21 protein-coding genes are annotated in these 26,562 nt (G+C 63.1%); 14 read left to right on the forward strand and 7 right to left on the reverse strand.

All coding sequences use genetic code 11. The features are described from left to right. Positions 1–16 precede the first annotated feature (16 nt). Complete coding sequence (locus tag CATRI_RS04945; RefSeq protein ID WP_290220266.1) at positions 17–427, reverse strand: (deoxy)nucleoside triphosphate pyrophosphohydrolase; 411 nt, start codon at positions 425–427, stop codon at positions 17–19. A 191-nt stretch (positions 428–618) separates the two neighbouring features. Here CATRI_RS04945 and CATRI_RS04950 point away from each other — a divergent pair, with 191 nt between their 5' ends. The 3 genes from CATRI_RS04950 to CATRI_RS04960 are packed head-to-tail and all read left to right on the forward strand — an operon-like array spanning position 619 to position 3,400. Beyond that, on the forward strand, positions 619–1,626 hold the full coding sequence (locus CATRI_RS04950) for a substrate-binding domain-containing protein (protein ID WP_290220268.1): 1,008 nt from the start codon (positions 619–621) through the stop codon (positions 1,624–1,626). After that, on the forward strand, positions 1,623–2,642 hold the full coding sequence (locus CATRI_RS04955; protein ID WP_290220271.1) for an ABC transporter permease: 1,020 nt from the start codon (positions 1,623–1,625) through the stop codon (positions 2,640–2,642). The genes CATRI_RS04950 and CATRI_RS04955 overlap by 4 nt, the downstream gene beginning before the upstream one ends. Continuing rightward, positions 2,639–3,400, forward strand: coding sequence for an ATP-binding cassette domain-containing protein (locus CATRI_RS04960; protein ID WP_290220273.1), 762 nt, complete (start codon positions 2,639–2,641; stop codon positions 3,398–3,400). The genes CATRI_RS04955 and CATRI_RS04960 overlap by 4 nt, the downstream gene beginning before the upstream one ends. Here the strand turns inward: CATRI_RS04960 and hutG are convergent. Beyond that, a complete protein-coding gene (gene hutG / locus CATRI_RS04965; RefSeq protein ID WP_290220275.1) occupies positions 3,378–4,298 on the reverse strand; it encodes a formimidoylglutamase in 921 nt (306 codons plus the stop codon). The two genes, CATRI_RS04960 and hutG, sit on opposite strands and share 23 nt — an antisense overlap. Before the next feature lie 89 nt (positions 4,299–4,387). Between hutG and CATRI_RS04970 the strand changes: the two genes are divergently transcribed. The 6 genes from CATRI_RS04970 (at position 4,388) to CATRI_RS04995 (ending at position 13,346) form a co-directional block, all read left to right on the forward strand. Beyond that, a complete protein-coding gene (locus CATRI_RS04970) occupies positions 4,388–5,131 on the forward strand; it encodes an IclR family transcriptional regulator (protein WP_290220277.1) in 744 nt (247 codons plus the stop codon). A 121-nt stretch (positions 5,132–5,252) separates the two neighbouring features. Next, positions 5,253–6,935, forward strand: a complete 1,683-nt coding sequence (gene hutU / locus CATRI_RS04975; protein WP_290220279.1) for a urocanate hydratase — start codon at positions 5,253–5,255, stop codon at positions 6,933–6,935. Between the two features lie 29 nt (positions 6,936–6,964). After that, on the forward strand, positions 6,965–8,275 hold the full coding sequence (locus CATRI_RS04980; RefSeq protein ID WP_290220280.1) for a YjiH family protein: 1,311 nt from the start codon (positions 6,965–6,967) through the stop codon (positions 8,273–8,275). A gap of 35 nt (positions 8,276–8,310) precedes the next feature. After that, positions 8,311–9,528 (forward strand): imidazolonepropionase, encoded by a 1,218-nt coding sequence (gene hutI, locus CATRI_RS04985; protein WP_290220282.1) that lies wholly within the window; start codon positions 8,311–8,313, stop codon positions 9,526–9,528. A gap of 5 nt (positions 9,529–9,533) precedes the next feature. Then, positions 9,534–11,075 (forward strand): histidine ammonia-lyase, encoded by a 1,542-nt coding sequence (hutH, locus tag CATRI_RS04990; RefSeq protein ID WP_290220284.1) that lies wholly within the window; start codon positions 9,534–9,536, stop codon positions 11,073–11,075. Positions 11,076–11,180: 105 nt separating this feature from the next. Then, on the forward strand, positions 11,181–13,346 hold the full coding sequence (locus tag CATRI_RS04995; RefSeq protein WP_290220286.1) for a DEAD/DEAH box helicase: 2,166 nt from the start codon (positions 11,181–11,183) through the stop codon (positions 13,344–13,346). Positions 13,347–13,937: 591 nt separating this feature from the next. Here CATRI_RS04995 and CATRI_RS05000 read toward each other — a convergent pair. After that, complete coding sequence (locus CATRI_RS05000) at positions 13,938–14,105, reverse strand: hypothetical protein (RefSeq protein WP_290220288.1); 168 nt, start codon at positions 14,103–14,105, stop codon at positions 13,938–13,940. A 537-nt stretch (positions 14,106–14,642) separates the two neighbouring features. Between CATRI_RS05000 and CATRI_RS05005 the strand changes: the two genes are divergently transcribed. Then, positions 14,643–15,173 (forward strand): VOC family protein, encoded by a 531-nt coding sequence (locus tag CATRI_RS05005; RefSeq protein ID WP_290220290.1) that lies wholly within the window; start codon positions 14,643–14,645, stop codon positions 15,171–15,173. On the opposite strand, the gene CATRI_RS05010 is transcribed toward CATRI_RS05005, so the two are convergent. The 4 genes from CATRI_RS05010 to putP form a co-directional block, all read right to left on the reverse strand. Then, the gene (locus CATRI_RS05010; protein WP_290220292.1) at positions 15,097–15,666 is read right to left on the reverse strand and encodes a GNAT family N-acetyltransferase; all 570 of its coding nucleotides are present in this window, start codon (positions 15,664–15,666) and stop codon (positions 15,097–15,099) included. The genes CATRI_RS05005 and CATRI_RS05010 overlap by 77 nt on opposite strands. Positions 15,667–15,769: 103 nt before the next feature. Further along, positions 15,770–16,246: a DUF2269 domain-containing protein gene (locus CATRI_RS05015; protein WP_290220294.1), complete on the reverse strand. Its 477-nt coding sequence runs from the start codon at positions 16,244–16,246 to the stop codon at positions 15,770–15,772. A 69-nt stretch (positions 16,247–16,315) separates the two neighbouring features. Beyond that, entirely contained in the window at positions 16,316–16,909 is a 594-nt protein-coding gene (locus CATRI_RS05020; protein ID WP_290220296.1) for an HNH endonuclease family protein, read from the reverse strand. Between the two features lie 53 nt (positions 16,910–16,962). Next, positions 16,963–18,540 (reverse strand): sodium/proline symporter PutP, encoded by a 1,578-nt coding sequence (gene putP / locus CATRI_RS05025; RefSeq protein WP_290220298.1) that lies wholly within the window; start codon positions 18,538–18,540, stop codon positions 16,963–16,965. 267 nt (positions 18,541–18,807) lie between these two features. Here putP and CATRI_RS05030 point away from each other — a divergent pair, with 267 nt between their 5' ends. The 4 genes from CATRI_RS05030 to CATRI_RS05045 are packed head-to-tail and all read left to right on the forward strand — an operon-like array spanning position 18,808 to position 26,511. Continuing rightward, entirely contained in the window at positions 18,808–21,903 is a 3,096-nt protein-coding gene (locus CATRI_RS05030) for a DEAD/DEAH box helicase (RefSeq protein WP_290220300.1), read from the forward strand. Position 21,904: 1 nt separating this feature from the next. Then, entirely contained in the window at positions 21,905–22,732 is an 828-nt protein-coding gene (locus CATRI_RS05035) for an SWIM zinc finger family protein (RefSeq protein ID WP_047252825.1), read from the forward strand. Continuing rightward, on the forward strand, positions 22,729–23,871 hold the full coding sequence (locus CATRI_RS05040) for a metallophosphoesterase family protein (RefSeq protein ID WP_290220303.1): 1,143 nt from the start codon (positions 22,729–22,731) through the stop codon (positions 23,869–23,871). The genes CATRI_RS05035 and CATRI_RS05040 overlap by 4 nt, the downstream gene beginning before the upstream one ends. A 3-nt stretch (positions 23,872–23,874) precedes the next feature. Continuing rightward, positions 23,875–26,511: an AAA family ATPase gene (locus tag CATRI_RS05045; protein ID WP_290220305.1), complete on the forward strand. Its 2,637-nt coding sequence runs from the start codon at positions 23,875–23,877 to the stop codon at positions 26,509–26,511. Positions 26,512–26,562 lie beyond the last annotated feature (51 nt).

Consider the following 26,562-nt stretch of genomic DNA (forward strand, 5'->3'; position numbering starts at 1 on the left):
AATGCTGACGGCATGATTAGGGGTTTGTGGCGCCTGATAGCTGTTCGTCGACTATCTTCACGGCGGGCACATCTGCGGGCGCCCAATCGATCGAAAGGAGCTCGGCGGGCTGGAGCCAGTGCAAGTCCACGTGCTCGGTCAAGGTCGGTTCGTCGTGTTTGAGTGCGCAGTAGAAGGTGGTCAGCACGACGGTGCCAAAGTTGTAGTTGTGTGTGGTGGTGGTGATGACATCGCCGATGGTTGCCTCGCAGAGGAGTTCCTCGCGAAGTTCGCGTCTGAGGGCGTCCGTGGGGCTTTCACCGTCTTCGACTTTTCCGCCGGGGAACTCCCACTTTCCGGGGAGAGCTTTGTTAGGTCCACGTTTGACGGCGAGGATGAGGCCGTCCCGCACAATGACTGCGCCCACTACCTCTATCCGTTGAGACATAGGAACAACCATAGATGTCTGGAGGCCGGGTGCCCGGGCGGGACTGCTACGCCGACCACGGCGGCGTCGATAAGCATTCGTTAAGAGTGACTTTGCTGTCGTTGGAAACGACCAGCACAATCCATCTGTATCGATAAGGAAGCGGTGTCATAGGTTTGACTATGCCCCCTGACCTGCGTTTACTTCATGGAATGAAGTTCTTTAGTCGGCCGCTGGCCGCCTCAGTAGCTGTCGTTGTTACTTCGGCGGTCTTGTTCCTCACTGGTTGTTCCGCTACGGGTGGTGCTCCGCGTACTGCTGGGCAAGCCGGGGGAGGGGGAACGGTGGATACGGAGCGGATCGTGGTGTCGATGGTGAGCCACGGTGCTCCGGGCGATACGTTCTGGGACTTGGTGCGTAAGGGCGCGGAGGATGCGGCGCAAAAGAACAATGTGGAGTTGAGGTACTCGGCTGATCCGGAGGTGCCTAACCAGGCGAATCTCATTCAGTCGGCTATCGATGCGCGCGTGGACGGACTGGCCGTGACGTTACCTAACGCTGATGCCTTGGGTCCGGCTGCGCAGCGTGCGGTTGATGCCGGTATTCCAGTGGTGGGGCTGAATGCGGGCATGGACCGCTATCAGGATTTTGGCCTGTCTGGTTTCTTTGGGCAGGAGGAGAAGGTGGCCGGCACTCGGGCGGGTGAGCGCTTGGCTAAGGAGAATGCGAAGCATGTGTTGTGTGTCATCCACGAGCAAGGCAACTCTTCGCAGGAGGCGCGTTGCTCGGGTGTGGCCACGGGGCTCGGCGGTGGCGGAGAAGTGGAGACGATTTATGTCAACGGCATGGACCTGACGTCGGTGCAGTCGACGCTGCAGGCGAAGCTCGCGCAGGATAAGTCGATTGATTGGGTGATGGGACTGGTCACTCCGGTGGCACTGGCCGCAGTGAATTCGGCTCGCGATGCGGGGGCAGAAGTGAAGATCGCGACGTTTGATACCAACGCCCAGTTGGTGGAGGCCGTCCGTAAGGGCGACATAGCCTTCGCCATCGATCAGCAACCCTACCTGCAGGGATACATGGCGGTGGATGCCATTTGGTTAGCTCATCGCAATGGCAGCACCATCGGAGGTGGGCGCCCCGTGTACACCGGGCCGAGCTTCGTCGATGCCTCCAACATCGACACGATTGCCGACGCCGCCCAGGCAGGGTTGCGATGAGCCCCACGATCAACCGAGTATCCGACAGCCTGACCACCCTTATTAGACGTCCCGAACTGACCAGTCTCGTCGGCGCCATCATCATCTTCGTCCTCTTCTTTAGCGTGGCCCCGGCGTTCCGCTCGGTCGATGCCTTCGCCACGGTGCTGTACGCCAGCTCGACGATCGGGATCATGGCGGTCGCGGTCGGCCTGCTCATGATCGGCAGTGAGTTTGACCTCTCCGCCGGAGTTGCGGTGACCACGGCGTCGCTGGCTGCGACGATGCTGAATTACAACTTGTGGCTCAACTCCTGGGTCGGGGCCCTGATCTCCTTGGCTATTGCCCTGAGCATTGGCTTTATTAACGGCTACTTGGTCTCCCGCACCAAGATCGCGTCCTTCCTGATTACGCTGGCGGCATTCCTCATGCTGCAGGGCCTGAACTTGGCCATTACGAAGTTCGTCACCGGCCAGGTGGCCACGCCGATCATTTCGGATATGGAGGGCTTCGCCTCCGCGCGGGCAGTGTTCGCCTCGACGCTGACCATCGGTGGCGTGAACATCCGCATCACGGTCTTGTGGTGGCTGCTGTTCGTTGCTCTGGGCAGCTTCTTGCTGTTCAAGACCCGGTTCGGCAACTGGATTTTCGCCGTCGGTGGCGATGAGGATGCTGCCCGGGCCGTCGGGGTGCCGGTGCGGCGAGTGAAGATTACCCTGTTCATGTTCGTTGGCGCCGCCGCCTGGTTCGTGGGCATGCACAACTTGTTCATGTTCGATTCGATCCAGGCTGGCCAGGGCGTTGGCAACGAATTCCTCTACATCATCGCTGCCGTCATCGGTGGCTGTGCGATGACGGGTGGCCGTGGCACGGTCATCGGTACTGCCATCGGTGCGCTCATCTTCGGTATGACCAACCAGGGCATCGTCTACGCGGGATGGAACCCCGATTGGTTCATGTTCTTCCTCGGTGCGATGCTGCTGTTCGCGGTGCTGACCAACAACACCTTCGAGAAGTTCACCAGGAAGCGATCATGACCGAACTCATCCGCCTCGACGATGTCTCCAAAACCTACGGCGTTTTCACCGCCCTTGATTCCGTGTCGTTGACGGCCAACTCCGGCGAGGTCACGTGCGTGCTCGGCGATAATGGCGCGGGCAAATCCACCCTCATCAAAATCCTGGCCGGCCTGCACCAGGCCACCTCCGGCACGATGTACGTCTCCGGGGAAGAAGTGAGCTTTTCGACGCCCCGGGATGCCCTCGATGCGGGCATCGCCACCGTCTATCAGGATTTGGCCGTCGTCGGCCAAATGAGCGTGTGGCGCAACTTCTTCCTCGGTCAGGAAATCGTCGGCGCCTTCGGGCGCCTGTGTGAAGATGAGATGAAAAAGATTGCCGACGAGCAGTTGCGCGAGATGGGGGTCGAACTGCGCAATGTCGACGTCCCCGTCGCCTCCCTCTCCGGCGGCCAGCGACAGGTCGTCGCCATCGCCCGGGCCATCTATTTCGGCGCGAAGGTTCTCATCCTCGACGAGCCCACCGCGGCCCTCGGCGTCAAGCAGTCCGGCATGGTGCTGCGTTTCGTCGCGGCGGCGCGCGACCGGGGCATTGGGGTCATCCTTATCACCCACAACCCCCACCACGCCTACCTGGTTGGCGATCGCTTCATCATGCTTAACCTCGGCCGACAGATCCTTGATGCCACTCGTGACGAGGTGACCCTCGAGGAGCTCACCATCCTCATGGCGGGCGGCGGGGAGCTCGATTCACTCAGCCACGAGCTGCGGAGCTGATTTCGTCTACTAAGCGGGCGGCGACCTTGGCGGTCCGCCCATCAATGTCGTAGTCCGGATTAAGTTCCACAATGTCGACGAGGCGGAGTTTTCCGGTGGCGGCGATCGCGGTGGCCAGGGCGAGGATGCGGGGGAAGTCGACACCCAAGGCAGCAGGGGCGCTGACTCCGGGTGCGGTGGCGGCGGGCAACACATCGAGGTCGATGCTCAAATGGATCGCATCGCGGCCCTCTGCCAGGGATTTGGCCAATTCGGTGCATTCCTCCAGCGAGAGGGAGCCAAGCTTGACGTCGCTGACCACGTGGACGTCGAGCGAGGCAGCGGTGCAAAAGAGTTGGCGGGTGTTGTTCGGGCGTGAAATGCCCAAGACTGCGTAATCGAACTCCGGGCCGGCGAGATCCGCGATCTGCTTGAACGGGGTGCCTGAGGAGGGGTGCTCCGCCTCGCGGAGGTCAAAGTGGGCATCGAGATTGATGATCGCGGGGGAGTAACCCAGGGCTGCGCGGACTCCGCGGTGGCTTCCGAAAGCTGTTTCGTGTCCGCCGCCCAAGACGAAGACGAGGTGTCCGGCCTCCACCAGTGAGGCGACCGCGCGGCTGAGGGCTTCGTGCCCTGATTCCAGGTCGGTGCCGGTGACGGTGACCGTCCCGGCGTCGTAAAGCGGGGTGTCCTGGTGGACGGCCAGGGAGGCGAGCGCTGCGCGGATGGCATCGGGACCGGCAGCGGCCCCGGGACGGCCGCCGTTGCGGCGGACGCCTTCGTCGGAGGCGAAGCCCAGCAGGGCGATGCCTGGGGTCGATCCGGGGGTGGTGATGGTGGAATGCCAGCGGGCATGCTCGATGCCGGGGCCGTCGTTACGCCCATTCCAAGGCGTGAATGGTGTGGTCGTCTCGCTCATGGGGGAAAACAATAACAGTGGCCGGTGCTGTCTATAGTCGGGCGGTAACGCATGTTGCCCGCAATCCCAGATTTCTCCAAGGAACCACCATGGGTCACGTCCCTGCCGCCCAGCACACGCTGCGCATCCTCACCTTGCTGTCGACCATCGACGTTCCCATTTCCGCCGCTCGCATCCGCCAGGAGCTTGGCATTCCTCGCTCGACGATGTACCACCTGCTCAAGGTGATGGAGGAGGCGGGGTACGTCGTCCACATTCCGGGGGAGAGGACCTATGGTTTGGGATTGGCGGCGTATGCCATGGCGAATGCGTACACGACCCAGCAACCTTTGGTGAGGTTGGGGGCCAAGCTCATTGTCCAGGCCGCGGAGATGCTGCAGGGTTCTGGGCATATTTCGCGGTTGGCGGGCTCGGAGATTGTCTACCTGCATGAGTTGCGCGCGCCGGGAGCGGTGTCGTTGGTGACGGAAGTCGGGGTGCGATTGCCAGCCACGAGGACAGCGTCGGGCAGGTCGATGCTCGCGGTACTGCCGGAGCGTGAAGCCCGGGCTGCGTTCGCTACCGCTCCAGATACCGGGGAGACACTCCGAGGGTTTCAGGAGCGGTTGGCGGAGGTGCGCAAGCGCGGTTGGGCTGAGGAGATCGAGGAAGTGGCTCGTGGCCAGCGCAGCATTGCCGTCGCCGTGCTTGACCACCTACAACGTCCTGCGGCGGCTTTAGCTGTGACGTTTCCCGTGGGGCGGTTTGGCAATGACGAGGTGGAGACTGCGGCTTTGAATCTGCAGCGGAATGCGTCTCTGCTTTCGGAAAGGATGTACGGCGCCAAAGGTTAAGAGTCTGGCATTTCAGACACATGGGACCATTCAGGGATGGGCAGTCCGGGGGCCGATCCCTACAGTGGGGAGACAGTGAAGCGAATCACACTGCATCCAATACCGTGAAGGAACCCACGCTATGTCGCACGCCCGAGAAGTACGAGCACCCCGCGGAACCGAACTCAACGCCAAGAACTGGCAGACCGAAGCGCCCCTGCGCATGCTCATGAACAACCTCGACCCCGAGGTTGCCGAGCGCCCCGAAGACCTCGTCGTCTACGGCGGAACCGGCCGAGCCGCCCGCAGCTGGGAGGCATTCGACGCCATCGTGGACACCCTCAAAGACCTCGAAGAGGACGAGACCCTGCTGGTCCAGTCCGGCAAGCCCGTGGGCGTCTTCCGCACCAACGTCTGGGCCCCGCGCGTGCTCATCGCCAACTCCAACCTGGTCGGCGACTGGGCCAACTGGCCGGAGTTTCGTCGCCTCGAAGCCGAGGGACTCATGATGTACGGCCAGATGACCGCCGGATCCTGGATCTACATCGCCACCCAAGGCATCCTTCAGGGCACCTTCGAAACCTTCGGCGCCATTGCCCGCAAGCGCTTTGGCAACACCTTGGCCGGAACCTTAACCCTGACCGGTGGGTGTGGCGGCATGGGAGGTGCCCAGCCGCTCTCCGTCACCCTCAACGGCGGCGTCTGCCTCATCGTCGACGTCGACGAATCTCACCTTAGGCGCCGCCAAGCCAAGCGCTACCTCGACGAGGTCACCACCGACATTGACGAGGCCATCGCTCGGGTCAACGCGGCCAAGGCAGAAAAGCGCGCCCTCTCCGTCGGCTTGGTCGGCAACGCCGCCGACGTCTTCCCCGAGCTGTTGCGCCGCCACCGCGCCGGGGAAATCACCTTCGATATTGTCACCGACCAGACTTCCGCGCACGATCCGCTGAGCTACCTGCCCGCCGAGATCGCCATCGAGGATTGGCAGCGCGAGGCCGCCGAGGACCCCGTCACCTTCACCAAAAAGGCCCGCGAATCCATGGCCGCCCAAGTCCAAGCGATGGTGGAGTTCCAAGACGAAGGCGCCGAAGTATTCGACTATGGCAACTGCATCCGCGATGAAGCCCGCCACGCTGGCTACGGCCGCGCCTTCGAGTTCCCTGGCTTCGTCCCCGCCTACATCCGCCCCTTATTCTGCGAGGGTCTTGGCCCCTTCCGTTGGGTAGCACTCTCCGGTGACCCCGAGGACATCCGCGTCACCGACGAGGCCATCAAGGAATTCTTCCCCGACAACGAACACCTGCACCGCTGGATCGACGCGGCAGGCGAATACGTCGAGTTTGAGGGTCTGCCCGCTCGCATCGCTTGGCTCGGCTACGGCGAGCGCCACCAGGCCGGGCTGCTGTTCAACCGACTCGTGGCCGAAGGCAAGGTCAAAGCCCCCATCGTCATCGGACGCGACCATCTCGATTCAGGGTCCGTCGCCTCCCCCTACCGCGAGACCGAATCGATGCTCGACGGTTCCGATGCCATCGCCGACTGGCCCCTGCTCAATGCCCTCACCGCGACCTCCTCCGGCGCCACCTGGGTGTCCATCCACCATGGTGGCGGCGTCGGAATCGGGCGATCAATCCACGCCGGGCAAGTCATCGTCGCCGATGGTACGGAGCTCGCAGCAGCCAAGCTCACTGCCGTCCTCACCAATGATCCCGGCATGGGAGTTATCCGCCACGTCGACGCGGGATACAACCGCGCCCATGAAGTGGCCGAGGAACGTGGAGTGCGCGTGCCCATGCCCTTCCGTTCCAGGGAAAACTTCTGACAATCGCGAGGTGAACCGAGGTGAACACAGTGGAAACACAAAGCCGAAGAACCAGTGGTTCGTGGCGTTTCTTCGTCTACAGCGCGATTGGGATCTTCGCCTTCTTCGTGCCGGTCACCATCGCTGGGACGTCGACGATTCTGCTTGATCACATCGTCACTGGAATCAGAACCGTGCTGGGGGACTCCACCAAGTACCTCATCTATCTCATGATTGTGGCCGGCGCGATCTACCCCTTTGCCACGGGGCGCTGGCGCCAATCGGCTGCTAAGACAACGTTTGCGCTCTTGGGAATCCTGGGCCTGGTCGTCGCTACCATGCTGGTGTTCAACTTTGGCCCGGCAGTGGTGTTCCGCCCGGATATTGGCCCGTTCCTCTTCGACAAGTTGGTCGTCCCGATCGGCCTGCTCGTCCCCGTGGGAGGCATCTTCCTCGCCTTTCTCGTGGGATTCGGGCTCATGGAGTTCGTGGGCGTGCTCGCCCAACCGCTCATGCGCCCAGTGTTCAAGCTCCCCGGCAGGGCGGCGATTGATGCCGTGGCCTCCTTCGTTGGTAGCTATTCTCTCGGGCTTTTGGTGACCAACCGGGTGTACAAACGAGGGGGATACACCGCGAAGGAAGCCGCGATCATCGCGACGGGGTTTTCTACCGTGTCGGCCACCTTTATGATCGTCATCGCCAAAACCTTGGACATCATGCATGTGTGGGGGCCATACTTCCTGGGCACCCTGGTGGTCACCTTCGCCACCACCGCCATCACGGTCTACCTCCCGCCTCTGCGCACCTTCAGCACCGACTGCTACCCGGGTGTGACACCGACCCCCGAGCAGTGCGTGAGTGGCAGCCGCATTCGCGCGGCCTGGGACGCTGCGCGACAGACGCTCGTTGCCAGCCCGTCCGTGGGAAAAGTCCTCTGGTACAACTTCCGCGACGGAGTTGTCATGGCCATGCAGATCCTGCCTGGCATCCTCTCCGTGGGCTTCTTGGGGCTGCTCGCCGCGACATTCACCCCCGCTTTTAAGGTCCTCGGCTACATCTTCTACCCCCTGGTCCACCTGCTGCCCATTCCTGATCCCGGGTTGGCCGCCGAATCATTGGCCATCGGCTTGGCCGAGCTATTCCTCCCGGCCACATTGGTGGCGGGCAATGACTCGGAGCTGTTACGCATGATTATCGCCATGGTGTCGGTGTCTCAGGTGCTGTTTTTCTCCGCGATGATCCCTGCGGTGCTGGCGACCGAAATCCCGCTCAAGATCTGGCAGATGGTCCTTACCTGGTTCTTCCGGGTCGTTATCAGCGTCATCATTACAGTTCCGGTGGCCATGCTCATCGTGATGTAGCCAAAGACAGTGTCCACTATTTCAAGGAGGGTCCGATGAACTCCCAATTGTTTAAAGGAATATCCGAGCTCCGCACCGTGTCCGACCGCGGAACCATCGAGGACGCCGCCATCCTCGTCGAAGACGGCCGCGTCGCCTGGGTCGGCTCGGCAGTGAAAGCACCCGCCGCCGACGGCGCAATAGACCTCGGTGGGCGGGTGGTGCTGCCGGGATGGGTGGACTCGCACACCCACATGATCTTCGCCGGTAGCCGGGCCGCCGAGTTCGAGGCTCGCATGGCGGGGCAGGACTATGCCGCCGGCGGTATCGCTGTGACCATGGAGGCTACCCGATCTGCCAGGCTGGATGTGCTGGAAAGCCTCCTCCTCGAGCGCATCGCGGCCGCCCACGCCGGCGGAACCACCACCTTGGAGACCAAAACTGGCTATGGGCTCGACGTGGCCTCCGAGCTCGCCGCCACCGAGCTGGCGTCCCGCTTCGTCGACGATGTCACCTTCCTAGGTGCCCATCTCGTTCCTCCGGGGGCCGACACGGAAGAGTATGTCGACCTCGTCGTTGGAAAGATGCTCGACACCGTCGCCCCGCACGTTGATTGGATTGACGTCTTCTGCGAACGGGGCGCATTCACCGAGGAGCAGTCGCGCCGAGTGTTAGAAGCCGGGCACCGGAAGGGTTTGGGCCTGCGGGTCCACGGAAATCAGCTGGGGCCCGGTGCCGGCGTGCAGTTGGCCGTGGAGCTGGGGGCGGCGAGCGTCGATCACGTCAACTTCGTTACCGGCGAGGACATCGCGGCGCTGGCTGGCTCCGAGACCGTCGCGACGATTTTGCCCGCCTGCGATTTGTCGACCCGCCAACCATTGGCGCCAGGGCGCCAGCTTCTCGACGCCGGGGTTCACGTCGCCATCGCCTCCAACCTCAATCCGGGGACGTCGTGTACCTCCTCGATGAATTTCTGCATTGCCACTGCGGTGCTCCAGCAGCACCTCACCTTGGACGAGGCGATCCATGCCGGAACGGCCGGCGGGGCGCGAGCATTGCGCCGCCACGATGTCGGCGGTGGCTTGGATGCCCAGGGGCGACCCGCTAAGGGCACGGTCGTGGTGGGGGCGGCCGCCGACTTCCACGTCCTCAACACTCCCCACGCCATTGACCTGGCTTACCGGCCGGGGATGCCGCTGACCTGGCAGACCTATCGGGCGGGCGAGCTTGTCTCCGCCTGGCACCAGCACACTTCCCATGACGAAGGGCTTTAAAAAACATGACTGAAGCAATCACCATCGGCATTGGTGCCCTGAGCATCGACGACGTCGTGAACGTGGCCCGCCACGGAGCGCGGGTGGAGATCTCGGCTGAGTCCCTCGCCGCCATGGAGGAGACCCGAGCGCACATTGATTCCCTCGCGGAAGGGCCCGATCCCGTCTACGGCGTATCCACTGGTTTCGGGGCGCTGGCGCGCAAGCACATCCCCCACAACAAGCGCACTGAGCTGCAGCGCAGCCTCATCCGCTCGCACGCGGCGGGTTCCGGCCCAGAGGTCGAACGCGAGGTTATTCGCGCCCTCATGCTCCTGCGGCTGTCCACCCTATGCACGGGCCGCACCGGCGTCCGCCCCCTGGTCGCCAGCACCTATGCCGCGATGCTCAATTCGGGACTGACCCCCGTCGTCCATGAGTACGGCTCACTCGGCTGCTCCGGCGACCTCGCACCCCTGTCGCACTGCGCGTTGGCGTTGATGGGGGACGGGCAGGTCCGCGACACTTCCGGAGAGCTTATCGACGCCGCCGTGGCCCTCCCTGCCCACAACATCGCACCGGTGGTGCTCCAGGAAAAGGAAGGCCTGGCGCTCATCAACGGCACCGATGGCATGCTCGGCATGCTGTGCCTGGCCATCCACGACCTCGATCGACTCGCTCGGACGGCAGACGTGGCCGCAGCCATGACCGTCGAGGGGCTGGAGGGAACGCTCACCGTCTTCGCCCCGGACCTGCAAGAATTGCGGCCCCACCCGGGGCAGGCTGCGTCGGCCGCGAACATTCTCGCCGTCGCTCAAGGTTCGGACATCCTTGAGCGCGCCGCCGAGCGCTTTGCCAAACACCACGTCCAGGGTGCTTACTCCCTGCGCTGCGCTCCGCAGGTGGCAGGCGGGTTCCGGGACACACTCGACCACGCCCGCCGGGTGGCCGGGGTGGAACTGTCCTCCGCGATCGATAATCCCGTTGTCGCCCTCGACGGGCGGGTGACCTCCAACGGCAACTTTCATGGCGCGCCGGTGGGATACGTGCTGGACTTCCTCGCCATCGTCAGCGCGGATCTGGCCAGCATCTCTGAGCGCCGCACCGATCGCTTCCTCGACGCCGCCCGCAACCGCGGACTCACTCCCTTCCTCGCTTTCGACCCAGGGGTGGACTCAGGCCACATGATTGCCCAGTACACCCAGGCGGGCATTGTCTCAGAAATGAAGCGCCTCGCCGCCCCCGCGAGCGTCGATTCGATCCCGTCGTCGGCGATGCAAGAAGATCACGTGTCCATGGGCTGGTCGGCCGCCCGCAAGCTCCGCCGCAGCGTCGACGGACTCGCCCGGGTGCTGGCCGTGGAGATCCTCACCGCCACGCGGGCCATCGAGATGCGGGAGCATCGACCCTCGCCGGCAACGACCGCGGTGATTAACGCCCTCCGGGAGGCTGTGCCGGGCCCCGGCCCGGACAGGTTCCTAGCACCCGAGATCGAGCACGCCACGCAGCTCGTTGTCTCCGGGGACGTGGTGGCGGCCGTGGAAACGGAGACCGGGGTGTTGCAGTAGGTTTTGCCCTACTGTGACCCCGGCGGACGTCGATAAGCAATGTAGCGGAAGACACCACGGAGATGAATAGCATCTTGTGTTCTCGTGGCGTACTCTGGTCAGGCAATGAGCATTACCGATAACGCCACCGGCGGCGTAAATGAGCCGGATGACCTAAGCACGTCGGAATCTCAGGAAAACCCGCAAGGTGACGCAGCTTCTGCTGCCTCCACCGCCACCGGGCCGCTGACCGTCGAGGATGTTATTGATCCCGATGTTCCGGCCCAGGGCGACAAGGACACCAGGGACGCGGATACTTCTGAGGCCACCGGCTCCGAGACCGAAGATTTCTCGGACAACGATGACACTATTAATACCGCTGCCGACATGGCAGTAGACGCCTCAGAAGACGCTGGCGATGACCAGGATGACGAACACGGTTTCGCCAACCTCGGTCTGCCCTCCGCCGTCCTCAACGCGGTGAAGAAGGTCGGTTACGAGACCCCTTCCGCCATCCAGGCGCAGACTATCCCGGTCCTCATGGAAGGCAACGACGTCGTCGGCCTTGCCCAGACCGGTACTGGCAAGACCGCAGCCTTCGCGCTGCCGATTCTTGCCCGCATTGACATGCAGGATCGCTCGCCCCAGGCGCTGGTCCTTGCTCCGACCCGTGAGCTCGCGCTCCAGGTCGCCGATTCCTTCCAGTCCTTCGCTGACCACCTCGGCAAGATCAGCGTCCTGCCGATCTACGGTGGCCAGGCCTACGGTATCCAGCTCTCCGGCTTGCGCCGCGGCGCTCAGATCATCGTCGGCACCCCCGGTCGTATCATCGACCACCTGGAAAAGGGTTCCCTCGACATCTCCCGCCTGCGCTTCCTCGTCCTCGATGAGGCCGACGAGATGCTCAACATGGGCTTCCAAGACGATGTTGAGCGCATCCTGGAGGACACCCCGGAGGACAAGCAGGTCGCTCTGTTCTCTGCGACGATGCCCAACGGCATCCGCAAGATCTCCAAGCAGTACCTGCAGGACCCGCGCGAAATCTCCGTCAAGTCGGAGACCCGCACGGCCACCAACATCACGCAGCGCTTCCTCAACGTCGCGCATCGCAACAAGCTCGACGCGATCACCCGCATCCTCGAGGTCACCGAGTTCGAGGCCATGATCGTCTTCGTGCGCACCAAGCACGAGACCGAGGAAATCGCCGAGAAGCTGCGCGCCCGCGGGTTCTCCGCTGCCGCCATCAACGGCGACATCGCGCAGAACCAGCGTGAACGCACCGTCGATCAGCTCAAGGACGGTCGCCTGGACATCCTGGTTGCCACCGACGTCGCCGCCCGAGGCCTTGACGTCGACCGCATCAGCCACGTGTTCAACTTCGACATCCCGAACGACACCGAGTCCTACGTTCACCGCATCGGCCGCACCGGCCGTGCGGGTCGCACGGGCGAGGCGATCCTCTTCGTCACCCCGCGTGAGCGTCGTATGCTGCGCGCCATCGAGCGCGCCACCAACGCGCCGCTCACCGAGATGGAACTGCCGACGGTCGATGAGGTCAACGAATCCCGCAAGGGCAAGTTCATGGACTCGATCACCGAGTCCCTGGAGTCCAAGCAGATCGACCTGTTCCGCGGCATGATCAAGGCTTACGCCGAAGAACACGACGTTCCCGTCGAGGATATCGCCGCAGCTCTGGCCTCCCAGGCTCAGGCTGGCAGCGACTTCCTCATGAAGGAAGCCCCGCCGGAGAAACGCCGCGAGCGCAACGACCGCGATCGCGGCGACCGTGGTGGTCGCTTCGACCGTGACCGTGGCGGCCGTTTCGACCGCGATGATCGTGGCGGAGACCGTGGCTCCCGCTTCGACCGCGACGGTGACTTCTCCACCTACCGTCTTGCCGTGGGCAAGCGCCACAACGTACGCCCAGGTGCCATCGTCGGCGCCCTGGCCAACGAGGGTGGCCTCACCTCCAAGGACTTCGGCCGCATCACCATCGCCGTCGACCACACCCTGGTCGAACTGCCGAAGGACATGGACAAGTCGGTCCTGGGCCGCCTGTCCGATACCCGCATCTCCGGTCAGCTCATCAACATCGAGCCCGACTCCGGTGGACGCCCCCCGCGTCGCTTTGAGCGCGACGACCGTGGTGGTCGTGGCGGAGACCGCGGTGGTTTCCGCGGTGGACGTGACCGCGACGATCGTGGTGGACGCGGTGGATACCGTGGCAACCGCGATGACCGTGGCGGACGCGACCGCAATGACCGCGGTGGACGTGGCGGTTGGCGCGACTAGTACGCCGACCTAACTAGAGGCCTGGTTCCTCCCCGATGTGGGGAGGCACCAGGCCTTTCGTCTGCAGACCCACTGCCGACGACGAAACCCGCACTTCCTAACAACTTGGCGGGTGGGGAAGGGCGTTTGGCCCCGGAGTTGTTAGCAAGTGCGGGTTTTGGCCCGGCTCCGGCCTGTCACCCGGGCGGGTGCTCGTGGCGGTAGAGCTGTTTGGATGGATGTCCAATTTTCTTGTTCCTTAGCTCTTCAGGCCCACTGTGTCGGCGAAACCCGCACTTCCTAACAACTCGGCGGGTGGGGAAGGGCGTTTGACCCCGGAGTTGTTAGCAAGTGCGGGTTTTGGGTTGCTCGGCGGTCGAGGGACACAATGTGCTGGATCCCGGCCCCGGCCTGGCACCGGGTAGCACCACTAAAGACAGGTGACCGCTTGCGCTACAAAGGCAAGCGCTGGGAAACCGACCCTACTGAGTAGTGCCCCAACGGCATGCTAAATCCCTGCGGCATCGGAAAAAGGGGGACCGACAGTCCATTCAGGTCGCGGCCGGCTCCGCGGTCATTCCCGTCATTGAGGGATTGATGCAGAATATCGGGCTAAAACCCTGCTCGTCCTCGGTCAACATCTCGTTGAAAGTCGAGTGCTGCCTGGCGGGCTTCGGCGTCGGGCTCTTCCGAATGCTTGCGGATGCGCTGTTGCATCAGCCCGCCAGGAATGATGATGAGCACGATGGCCGCGATGGCGACAACGATGAAGGTAGACATTCTAGCCCTGACTTTCGTATTTTCTCCGCGCGAGACAAGCACTGAGCTGGTAGTTCTTAACCCCTGGCTTGTTGAAAGTGTCTCGGCAGCTGTTTGCGTTTGGATCCTTACCAGTGCAATGTGTGCCGTTCTCGTATTCGTAGATCATGAGTGGCTGGACGTTAGCCGCAAAGCGGACGAGATGCCGGATGCGGCAAGCATGACGCTCATCATGTCCCCTTTGTGGCTAGGTGGCTTCAAGCCTAGCGTATGACCTAGATCACGTATGGCATAAGTGAAGCTCAGGCTAATGGACATCCCCTCTGTTGGTTTCGAGGCGGATGTGAGGGGTGGGTGCACTGCCGCGAAAGTCGCTGTGCGGCGTCCAGGTGGGCGATTGCGATTCCGCCATGATTTCTACATCCGCACGCAGCAATGTCAGTGAATGACAGCCGGCGGAGACCCGGCAGACCTTTACCCCCGTGTGCGTGTGTCCCTCGGTGAAAAGACGAGAGGCTCACACAACTGTCGCAACACAAAGGACCCGCCCTCAACCACGTGGACGAGCTCGCATTGGGGAATATCAACGCCTGCATGTCAGTGGGTCAGCCCGGTTACAGTTGGGGTGCATGCGCTTTTCCACGAGCGACAATCGTCTTCAACAGCTTCGACAGGAGTAACAAGATGCGCCTGTTGCCGGTCATCTATGTCGGGAATACTGACGCAAGCATTCGGTTCTACTCGGCTCTTGGCCTGGACCAGGGTTTTCACGCCGAGGCGGGCGACTGGGTGGAGCTCCAGGCCAGTGGGGGCACGTTGGCTCTCCACTCGGTGTCGAGCGCAGACACCGGACACAAATCGAGGTCGATTGATCTGTGCTTCGAGGCGGATCAGCCGCTTGAGGACACGATGCGGCGGTTGAACGATGCCGAGTTTTCGGGTGGAGAGATTGTGGACGAAGATTTCGGCCGCTCTCTTCGTATTGACGACCCGGATGGGCGGTCGATTCAGATCAACGAGTCTCCAGATATTCGCTCCGGAGAATTCCCATCTGAATCTGGGCCCAGTACTGCCCGGCGTGAAAAGTAGCCGCGCGACGTGACCCTTCGACGACAAACCCCACGCGTTCGTACGTTCGCAGCGCCCGGGAGTTGTACTCCCAGACACTGAGCTCGATCTTGTTGATGCCTAGCTCTTCGAAAGCGAATCGGAGCACCACCCGCATGGCATCCGTGCCGAGGCCCCGACCGACGTGCTCGCCACCGATGATGATAGCGAGAGTTCCGGCACGGACAATCGGATCAATTCCCCAGACAGTGACGTGACCTACTAGTTCCTTGCTCGCGGTCTCCTCGATGGAAAAGCCGAAGCTGCTCGCATCCTTGTTGCCACTCCACGTTCGAAACATGTCAATCGTAGAAGAGTGCGGCGTCGGTGTGATCTTGGCGTTTTGAAAGACCATCCACGTCGGGTCATTCCACCAGGTAGCCAGCAGGGGGAGGTCATCCTCCTCGAGAGCTCGCAGGCGAACCTTGTCGCCCTGCAAAATTGACGCTGCATAGTCCCTAAAATCAATGTTCACTTTTTACTCCAATCGGAAGTACGTGGGGTGAACTTGCAGTGGAATCCAGAGCCCGTGGTGTTGCTGGAGAAAAGCCACACCTGGTTGCCCGCTGGGGTGACCTCTAGAGGTACATGAGGACGAGCATGATGACCCAAAGGAGGGCGAAGATGCCGCTAAACATGGACAGCTGAGACTTGGTCTTGTCCCACTTGGCGTCGTCGAGCTGATCTGCCTCGGGATCGAAGTCCCCAGCGTCGAGCAGGCCGAGAGAGCCCATCATCTTCCGTTGGCGAGGCTGGATGAGGAAGAGGAGGATTGCCCACGCGATAACGGCCAGGGTGATCGCGATGTGGTACTTGCCCTCCCGCCAATAGGAGCCATCGGTGAACATGATGCCCACGCCGATGATCGGCGCGAGGGCGGAGAGCATGCCGTAGACACTGGTGATCCGGTGCAGGACGGCAGCGGCTCCAGCGGCCTTCGCGTCACCCGCGCGGGCCTTGACAGCCTGGGCCGGGAAGGTGGACGTAGCGATGGTGACGGGTCCGATGAACAGGACAGCCGCCAGCACGTGGAGGACGATCATGATGGTGGTCAAGGAGTGACCCTTTCAGAATTGGTAGTCTCGGTATTCCCTGGCCATCCTAGTGAAGCCAGGTGGGGGAAGCTACGTGAGGATGTGGTGACACGCCCGCCTCATCGTGCGGATGTCTGCGGTGGGGAGAGGAAGCTCGTAGGCCTCGGCGACTGCCGCGAGGCGCTGGGCGTACCAGCAGCGCGAGCTACGGTGCGACGGCATCCAGTCCGACGGAAGCTGGTCAGATTTGTCCCGGTTCGCGGCGGCGGACACGGGGTAGAGGTTGCGGGGATCATTGGCGAATGCCTGGCGCTGGCTCGGTGTCCAACGATGCGCGCCCAAATCCCACGCCGCGGAGAGCGGGAAGATGTGATCGATGTCGATGGCATCGGAGACGCTCAACGTGGATCCCGTATAGGGATCGTCGAAGGTGGCTGCACCGGTGAGGGTGCAGGTGGGGGTGTCTAAGACGGCGTCGATAAGCAGGGAGGCGAGAAGCGCCTCCCGGATTGTGCAGGGGCCATGGGGAGCCCAGCCGGAGCCGAACTCGGCGCGCGAGTAGCCCAGGACGCGGGCACGTTGGGGAACGTCAGCGACCTCAGGCAGCGGTTGGGGAAGGCCGCGGGGCACCACCATGACGGCGGTGGCGACAACGAGGACGGCGAAGAAAAAAGAAAGCCTCACACCAGTATTGGACTGGTGTGAGGCTGCGCAGGTTCCCTGAGAAGATCCCCTGGCTAGAGTTCGCCGCGCTCGACCTTTGCGGCGGCGACCTCAATGTCGATGTCTTCGTGCTTATTCACGATGGCGGCCAGGTGAGAGGCCTTATCAAACTCCTCGAGAACCTCCGGCTTGGGAGGGGCGGTGAGCAGCGTGACAGCAATCATCACGACGGAGGCGGCGATGAAGCCCGGAACCATTTCGTAGATGATGTCGGACCCACCGAGCGTGCCCCAGGCGAGGACCACGACCGCGCCGGTGATCATGCCGGCGATCGCGCCCGGAGCGTTGAGGCGCTTCCAATACAGCGACGCCAAGACCAGCGGGCCGAAGGCGGCACCGAAGCCTGCCCAGGCGAAGCCGACCAGGCCCAAAATGGTGTCGGAGGGCGTGATGGCCAAGATGCCGGCCACGATGGCGACGACGAAGACCGCCGAGCGCGAGAGGTTAATGAGGACATTCTCCTCAGGCAGACGCTTGCGGATGATCTTGTACAGATCCTCAATGAGCGAGGAGGACACGACAAGCAGCTGGGAAGACATCGTCGACATGATCGCGGCGAGCACGGCCGTGAGGACGAGGCCAGCGAGCAGCGGGTGGAAGAGAATGCGCCCCATGTCGAGGAAGACCGTCTCAAACGCAGAACGGTCGGTGACGGCGATATCCGGGTTCTGCGAGAAGAACACGGTACCGATGACAGCAGTGGCCGTGGCACCGAGGATGCACAGGAGCATCCAGCCAATGCCGATCCAGCGGCCCACCTTCGCCTCGGCGGGGGAGCGCAGAGCCATGAAGCGGACGAGGATGTGCGGCTGCCCGAAGTAGCCCAAACCCCACGCCAAGTTACCGATGATCGCCGCGGCCGAAACACCGGCGATCATGTTGAAGTACGTCGGATTGCCCACGCCGCTGGTGTACGGGCCGTAGTCATTCGACGCGGCCCAGGTCCAGATATCGGAGGGATTGTCCAAGGCAATGAGCGCCATGACCGGCACAATAATGAGCGAGGCGAACATGATCATGCCCTGCACCGCATCGGTATAAGAGACGGCCAGGAAGCCGCCGATGAAGGTGTACGCCACGGTCACGGCCGCGATGATGAGCATGCCGTTGAGGTATTCGCCACCGAAGGTTGCCTCGAAGTAGCGGCCGCCGGAAACCATGCCGGCGGAGACGTAGAAGGTGAAGAAGAAGATAATAATGCCTGCCGCCACGATGCGGAGGATCCGGGACTTGTCGTGCAGGCGGTTTTCGAAGAAGCTGGGCAAGGTGATGGAGTTGTTGGCCACCTCAGAGTAGGAGCGCAGCCTGGGGGCCACCCACTTCCAGTTTGCCCAGGCACCGACGAGAAGGCCGATGGCAATCCACAGCTCGGACATACCGGTGACAAACAGGGCGCCCGGCAGGCCCATGAGCAGCCAGCCCGACATGTCAGAGGCGCCGGCGGACATGGCGGCGACGAAGGGGTTCAATCCGCGATCAGCCAGCACGTAGTCGTCGTACTTATCTGTCTTGCGATAACTCCAATAACCAATCGCGAGCATCAGCGCCATATACATGATGATGGCGATGATGAACCAGGTTGTTTCGCTCACCGTGCGGTCCTCCTTGTAGAAAATCTCGTAGACGTGGAAACAGGGTGTCGTTCCGCACGTTAACGGCCCAGGCATTGTGTGCCCAAACCGATAGTCCCACCATTGAGACCTAGCCCACGATCTTAGTGTGCAGAACCAGGAGATAACCTGCATCGGGCCTGAACGTAACAACCCTGTAACAAACTCGTCACCAGGGGAGCGAGCCCACGATGACGTCGATGATGCTCGACCCTGCTTGTGTCTGCCCCAGGTGGTAGAAAAGAACCTATGCCTTCTTTCCTTCTGCACGGCCTCTGGATGCCTTCCGGCCTCCATATTTGGGTCGAGCAGGTGGAGGGACATCGGGTGGTGTTGCCCTCAGCGGTGCCTCAGTCGACCTTCCCGCCAGCGGCCCGTTTCCTCCTCCGGGACCGTTCTTTTCGGCATCGAGTTCGCACAGAGTTGCGGACTCCGAAAGGCCGCAAGGTTGAGTTGACCATTCCCACCGCCTCTTTCGCGCCGGAACAGGCAGTGGAGGTGCTCAGCCAGCTGGCGTTCCTCCTGGAGCCAGGCGCGGCGGCGACGAAAGCCCAGCGGGCGGCCATCGCCCCCGACCTGGAGTGGCTGGTGCGCATGAACACCGGCTTGGCGCGCTTTGCCCAAGCCGGTCGGGTGGTGCCCAAGCTGCTCTTCGAAGACGGCATGTGGTGGCCGCAGTGGCAACTGGCCTCGGGCCTGGGGGAGCGGGGCTGGTTGGCGGAGATGGTCGCCTCCGCGCCGGGCATTCTCACGGCGAATAACCGGAACCTCGAGTCGATTGCGGATCAGCTCATCCATTGGAATGCCTCGGCGCTATTGGAGGATTTGTCGCAATCGCCGCGGCCTTATCCCTGGCACGATTTCGCCGAATCCTTGCTCAATTCCACGCCGCTGCGCCGCGGTGGGCCGACACTGCTGCGCGCAGTGAACGATTGGAAAGATTCCATCACTGCGATCGATCTGCAGTTGGTCTTCATCGTGGAGGAACCTTCCAAGGATGATCTGCACGTCGATCCGGATGACAACTCGTGGCCCGTTCGGGTGCAGGTGCGCTCGGGGACGGACTCGCCGCGACCGGTGCGCACGGATGAGGTGGACCGGGCGAGCGTGGAAAAGCTGCGCTCGTCCCAGCGCCGGGCGATCGACGTCAGTGATCTGCTTGATCCTTCCCTGCGGACCCGCTTTGGCACTGATGCTGGCATTGACCCGGGACACCGCGAGCAAGCCGGTGACTGGGATGTGTACCTGACCACCGCTGAAATCGTCGAGTTTATTGCCCGTGATGTGCCCAAGCTTAAGGCTGCCGGGTTCGTGGTCATGCTGCCGAAGGCGTGGTCGACCTATGAGACCAAGGCGCGGTTGGAAACCTCCGAGCAGACCGATGCGGCCGTGGGGGCGACGAAGAAGCATTTCGGGCTCGATCAAATCGTGGAGTACAACTGGCGCATGTCGGTGGGCGATATTGAGCTGACCGATGCGGAGATGACGGAGCTGGTTAATTCCAAGACCGGCCTGATTAAGCTGCGCGGCGAGTGGGTCATGGCCGATACCTCCGCCCTGGCCAAGATCACGGGCTATATGCAGGAGCTGGCCGCGACCTCGCGGAAGCGGCGCAGGAAAGAGTTGGATAAGGCCGCCGCTCGTGCGGAGCGGGCGCGCGTGCTGGAGGAACCGGGCTGGGAGGAGCTCGTTGCTGCTGTGGACCGGCAGCGCGAAGCGTTTAACCAGGATTTCTCGGAGGGCGGGGATGTCGGCGAGGTCACCCTCGCGGAGTTGCGGCAGCTTGCTCTGGAATCCATGGCCGCCGAGCCCATCGAGTTCACCGGCTCGACGTGGCACGCAGCCCTGCTCGGCGGAACCGCGACCGTTGCCCCGGAACGCGTCGAGCTGCCCGCTACCGTCCACGCGGAGCTGCGTGACTATCAGCGGCGCGGCGTTGACTGGTTGTACTGGATGTCGCGCAATAACCTTGGTGCGGTCCTCGCCGATGACATGGGCTTGGGCAAGACGCTGCAGCTTTTGTCCCTGCTGGCCATCGAGCACGAGCGGGGGGAAGCCGCCGGGCCGACCCTCGTGGTCGCCCCAACGTCCGTGGTGGGCAACTGGGCGAAGGAAGCGGCGCGTTTCGTGCCGGACCTGCGGGTCTTGGTGCATCACGGGCCGGAGCGCCTCCACGGCGAGGAGTTGCTTGCGACGTTGAACACCACCGACCTCATGGTCACCAGCTACGGCGTGGTGGGGCGCGACTTCCAGGAGCTGGGCACGGTGGAGTGGGATCGCGTGGTGCTCGATGAAGCCCAGGCGATTAAGAATTCCACCACGCGGGCGTCCAAGGCCGTGCGTTCACTGCCCAGCCGACACCGCATCGCTCTGACCGGCACTCCGGTGGAAAACCGCCTGAGCGAAATGCGTTCCATCCTGGATTTTGTCAATCCGGGCGTGCTCGGGTCGACGAGCTTTTTCCGCAACCATTTCGCCAAAGCCATCGAGCGCGAGCAGGACCCGGAGATGACGGAACGGCTGCGTGCCCTCACCGCGCCGTTTATCTTGCGCCGCCTCAAAACTGATCCGACGATCATCGATGATCTCCCGGAGAAGAATGAGGAGATTATTACTGTGCAGATGACGGCGGAGCAGGCGGCGCTGTACAAGGCGCTGGTCGATGATGTCCAGACTCGCCTCGCCCAGCGCCAGGGGATGGCCCGCCGCGGCCTCGTGCTGGCCACGATCACGCGCATCAAGCAGATTTGTAATCACCCGGCGCAGTACCTCGGCGACGGTTCCTCGGTGACGTCCAAGGGCCGCCATCGTTCCGGCAAGGTGGCGGAACTTATGCGCCTGCTCGACGAGGCCGTGGCGACTGAGCAGCGCGTGCTCATTTTTACCCAGTACAAGGCCTTCGGCGATCTCCTCGTTCCTTATCTTTCCGAGCGTTTCGGCGAGACCATTCCCTTCCTCCACGGCGGCGTGACCAAGACTGGCCGCGATCGCATGGTTGCCAACTTCCAATCGCCCGGAGGTCCGCCCGCGATGATCCTTTCGCTCAAGGCGGGTGGCACGGGCCTCAACCTCACCGCTGCGTCGATGGTCATCCACATGGACCGGTGGTGGAACCCGGCCGTGGAAAATCAGGCCACCGACCGGGCTTTCCGCATCGGGCAGGACAAAAACGTCGCGGTGTACAAGATGATTACCGCCGGTACGCTGGAGGAATCCATCCAAGACATTCTTGATGGCAAGACGGAACTTGCTGGCGCCGTCATCGGTGAGGGCGAGGGCTGGATCACTGAGCTCGGCCCGGAGCAGCTTGCCCAGCTCATGAGCTATCGCGGGAGGGAGGAATAACATGCCGCAGCGCCCATCTGAGGACAACGTCATCTACGCCAACTTCGGCGCCAAAACCCGCGTCAGTGGCCCGGCCGATGTCACGGCCATCCCGCAGCGATCCCGGCAGAAGATGTCGCCGGGGGCACAAGTGCTTATCGACGCCATTACCTCCCGCACCGACAGCGGTCGCCTCAGCCGCGGCCGCAAGTACGCGGCCGGAGGCCACGTGGTCACCCTGGAGCTGCTCAACGGTCGGGCACATGCGCAGGTGGCGGGCTCCCAAAACGAGCCCTTCAATGTCTCCGTCGTGTTGCCCTATCGCTCCTCCGATGAGCTCAGTGACGTCGCGGCGGCACTGGCCCGTACCCCGAACGGCATGAAGCGGGCCCGGCAGGGAGATCTGTCCGAGGAATTGCTCAAGGTGCTGGTCACCGAACTCCCGGAGGACATTCGTTTCCTCTGTGACTGCCCCGATCCGGCCCCGGTGTGCAAGCACGAGGTGGCGGTCGTTGAGGTGCTTGCCTCGCGTATTGATGCCGACCCGCAGCTGCTCTTCGAGATCCGGGGCCTCAACCTTCCCGCGTTGGAGCAGGCCGTCATGGCCCAGGCGAAGGGAGCGGCGAAGGAGTCGGAGGATGACCCACAGCTGTTCTGGTCGGGCCGGCAGTTCCCTGACCTGCCGACCCCTCGCCTGGCTCCGGCGCTCGACGACTCTGACCTGGATCTTCTGCACAAGGCCATGCGGATTATTTCCTATACCAATGTCGAACAATTGCGGGCCGTGTCCGACTTGGAAGACCTGTACGACGCCTTGTGTCAGGGTGGCGTGATAGACAATGACTCATGACGTCATGCACGTTCCTCCACACCTCTGACCTGCAATTGGGAATGACCCGGTGGTTCTTGGACTCCGATGCCCAAGGCCGCTTCGATGATGCCCGCCTCCGCTCGATCGACCGGCTCGGCCAGGTGGCGGCCGAGCACGGCTGCGCCTTCATCGTCGTCGCCGGTGACGTGTTTGAACATAACTCTCTGTCTGACCGGGTGACCGGCCGCGCACTGGAGCGGTTGCGGGCGTTGCCTGTCCCCGTGTATCTGCTGCCCGGCAACCACGACCCGCTCGTGGCGGATTCGGTTTTCCGCCGCATCGACGTCGATGGGGTCCACGTCCTCGGGGACTCCATTCCGGTGGAGGTGGCCCCGGGGGTGGAGCTCGTCGGGGCGCCCTTGTTGGCCAAGCGCTCGACGACTGACCTGGTGCGCCGGGCACTCGATGGCCTCGAGCCCACCGATGGGATCCGGGTGATGGTGGGCCATGGCCAGGCGGAATCCCGCTCCAATGACATCCACGCCGACCTCATTGATCTGGCCCACGTCGAGGCCCGGCTCGCTGACGGCACCATTGACTACCTGGCGTTAGGGGACACCCATTCCGCGCAACCTGTGGGCGACTCCGGGCGAGTGTGGTTTTCGGGGTCACCCGAGGTAACTGATTTTCGTGATCTGGCCACCGCCGGCGGGGGCGAGACAAACTCCGGCAAGGCCCTCGTTGTGGAGGTGACTAAATCCTCGGCGTCGGATGCGTCCGTCGTGGTGGAAGAGGTCCCGATCGGGGAGTGGACCTTCGAGGCCCTGGACCGCGAGCTGGCGTCCGCCGCGGATGTGGCGGAGTTCCTGGCGGCCCTTGACGCCTATCCCCATAAAGACCGCACCGTGATCAAATACGGTCTGCGCGGGACCCTCACCATGACCGATACCCGTCAGCTCGAGACCGGAGTGGCGGCTCGCACCCCCGTCTTCGCCGCCCTCTACGAACGTGAGCGCCTCACCGACCTGCACGTGGAACCGGGGGAGGAGGAGCTCGCGGATCTCGGCCTATCCGGTTTCGCGGCCACCGCGTTGACCGAGTTAGTCAGCACAGCCGACGAGGACCCCACCGCCCGCGACGCCGTCAACCTCCTCTTCCGTCTGTCCCAGGAGTCCTAGCTCATGCGCATCCACTCCCTGACCCTTGACAACGTCCGCGGCATTGACCACCTGGAACTCAAGGAACTGCCCGACACTGGGGTTATCGTCATTCACGGCGATAACGAGAAGGGTAAGTCCACCATTCTTGATGCCCTCCACCTCGTTCTCAACGAGAAGCACAGTGCGAAGAACAAGGTGGTCAAGGCGGCCAAGCCCGTCGACCGCGACGTCTCTCCCTCTGTTGCGGTGACCATGTCCTTGGGCCCGGTGGCCTTCTCGGTGGAGAAGACGTGGTTCCGGGACAAAAGTGCTCGCTTGTCCCTGTCCTCCCCGCAGCGCCAGGTGTTCACCGGCGACGAAGCGGAATCGAAGCTGAAGGAGCTCATCGCCGAGCACCTTGACTCGGACCTGCTGAGCACTTTGTTCCTGCGCCAGGATGACCTGGGCAACAGCGTCGATGCCCTTGGCATTTCCTCCCTCACCCGCGCTCTTGACGGGGCATCCGGTACCCAGGGGGCTGGTATCGAGGACACCGGGCTCATGGCTGCGGTGAACAGTGAATACCAGCGCTACTACACCGCGACCGGCAAGCAGCGCGGCGAGCTGGCCCAGGCCATGGACGATGTCAAGGCCGCCACCGAGGAAAACTCCGCAGCCCAGGCTTCGGCCGCGGAGCTCGATGGTTACGTTCTCCGGCACGACCACGTCACGGATACCCGCGCACGGGCGACCGCGGTGCTGCCGGAGGCTGTGGCCGAAGCGGAGGCTGCCGCCGAGGTGGCCCGCGTTGCCGCCGAGGCCGCAGCGAAGGCGGAGGCGTTGGCGGGCGAGGTAGAGCGAGCGGAGCGGGAATTTCAGCGCGCCACTCACGCCGTCGAGCAGCGCCGGTTGCTTATCGACGCCGTCGTTCTCGCCGCCGCCGAGCTCGACCGCCGCCGCGCCGGGCTGGAGGATGCGGCCGCGGCCGCGGCCACCGAAGCAGCCCAATTGGTAGAGCTGGGGGAGAAGTTAGAGGAGGCCAAGCGCCAACAGGCGGTGGCAGCAGCCAATGTGCGGGAGGCGCGCTCAGTGGCGCGGCGGGTCGAGGCAGCTGTGCGTCGGGACGAGGTGGCTGCGAAGCACAGGCAGGTCACGGAGCTGACTACCCAGATCGCGGAGCTGCGACAAGAACATGCTCGCCTGAAGGTCTCTGATGCCCACGTCCGCGCGGTAGAGGAAGCCAGCCAAGAACTCATCCTCCAACAACGGCTGCGGGAGCAAACCACATCCAAACTCCAGTTGACGGCGACTACCCCCGGGTCAGTGCTGGTCAACGGCGAAGAAGTTGCCATTGGCACTGAAGCTGTCTCCGTGGAGTTGGAACGCGGAAGTGAAATCACAATCGGCGAGGTCACCGCCCGCTACCTCCCCGGACTGGCTGAATCGGCTGCTGAGGAGGATCTGGTTGCTCGGGCCACGGCCCGGGTGGCTGAGCTACTCCAAGACTTGGGCTGCTCCTCCCTCGACGCACTTCGCACCCGCCGCGATGCCTACCGGGAGGTAGCCGAAAAGCTCGCTGCCCTAGAGCGCGAAAGAACGTCAGTGCTCAGCGGCACCGATGCGGAGTCCCTCGCCGCCGAGCTCGCCGGACTCACAGCCGACGGAGAGGGGAGCGAGGCGCTCCCCGAGGACCTTGATGTCGCTGCCGCCACCGCGAACGTTCGGGCGACGGAAGAGGAACTCGATCGGCTTGGAGCGGAGGCCGCCGAACTCGATGCGGCGCTAACTCCGTGGCGTGAGCGACAAGCCACGACCGCGCTGAGCACGCTGAGCGTGCGAATCGAAGCTGCGGAGCAGGCCGACGGTGCCGCGAAGAAATCGTTGGCTGACGCGGAGGAGAAGGCGGGCGCGGCGGAGTTGGACGGGGACGTCGACAAGCAGCGCGCAGCGCGGGATGCGGTGGTCGAGCAGTGGCGCGTGGCCCAGGCCGAGGTGGCGGCGGCCGATCCGGAGCGGGCCGCGGGCCTGCACCGGACGAAGGCGACGCGAGTCGAATCGCTGCATAAGCAAATCGCGGATTCGACGACGCAGCTTGCGGAGCTCAGTGGGCGGATCGAGATGGCCACGGGTGCGGCCGAACGCCTGGAAAAGGCGGAGGCGTCGTTGGCTGCCGCAACGCATCGTCTGGATTCGGTGCAGCGTCGTGCCGAGGCGGTGGAGATGTTGAGAAACACTCTTCACCGGCATCGGGATGCGGCACGGGCCCGTTACGCGCAGCCGTTTGCTGATGAGCTCAGCCGACTGGCTCGGTGGGTGTTCGGCGATGATGTGGAGTTCCAGCTGTCCGACACGCTGCAGGTGACTGATCGCACCGTCGGGGAGGCCACGGTCGGCCTCGACTTCCTGTCGGGCGGGGCTAGAGAACAGCTAGCGATTCTCACTCGCTTCGCCATCGCCGAGTTGGTGTCTCGGGAGGCCAGTGATGGATGGGTACCTGTTCCCGTCGTCGTTGATGATGCGTTGGGGTCCACCGATATGCACCGGCTGGCCCTCATGTCGACATTGTTTGAGCAGATGGGAAAGAAGGGGCAAGTTATCGTGCTCACCTGCGTACCGGAGCGTTATCACTTCGTGCAGGATCGAACTGAGTTTGCCATTGATGATTTGAAGATGAGGTAGAAGAAAACCCCCGCGCAGACCACTGTGGGCCCGTGCGGGGGTGAAGAGCGC

The sequence above is a fragment of the Corynebacterium atrinae genome (assembly GCF_030408455.1).
GTDB classification, from domain to species: domain Bacteria; phylum Actinomycetota; class Actinomycetes; order Mycobacteriales; family Mycobacteriaceae; genus Corynebacterium; species Corynebacterium atrinae.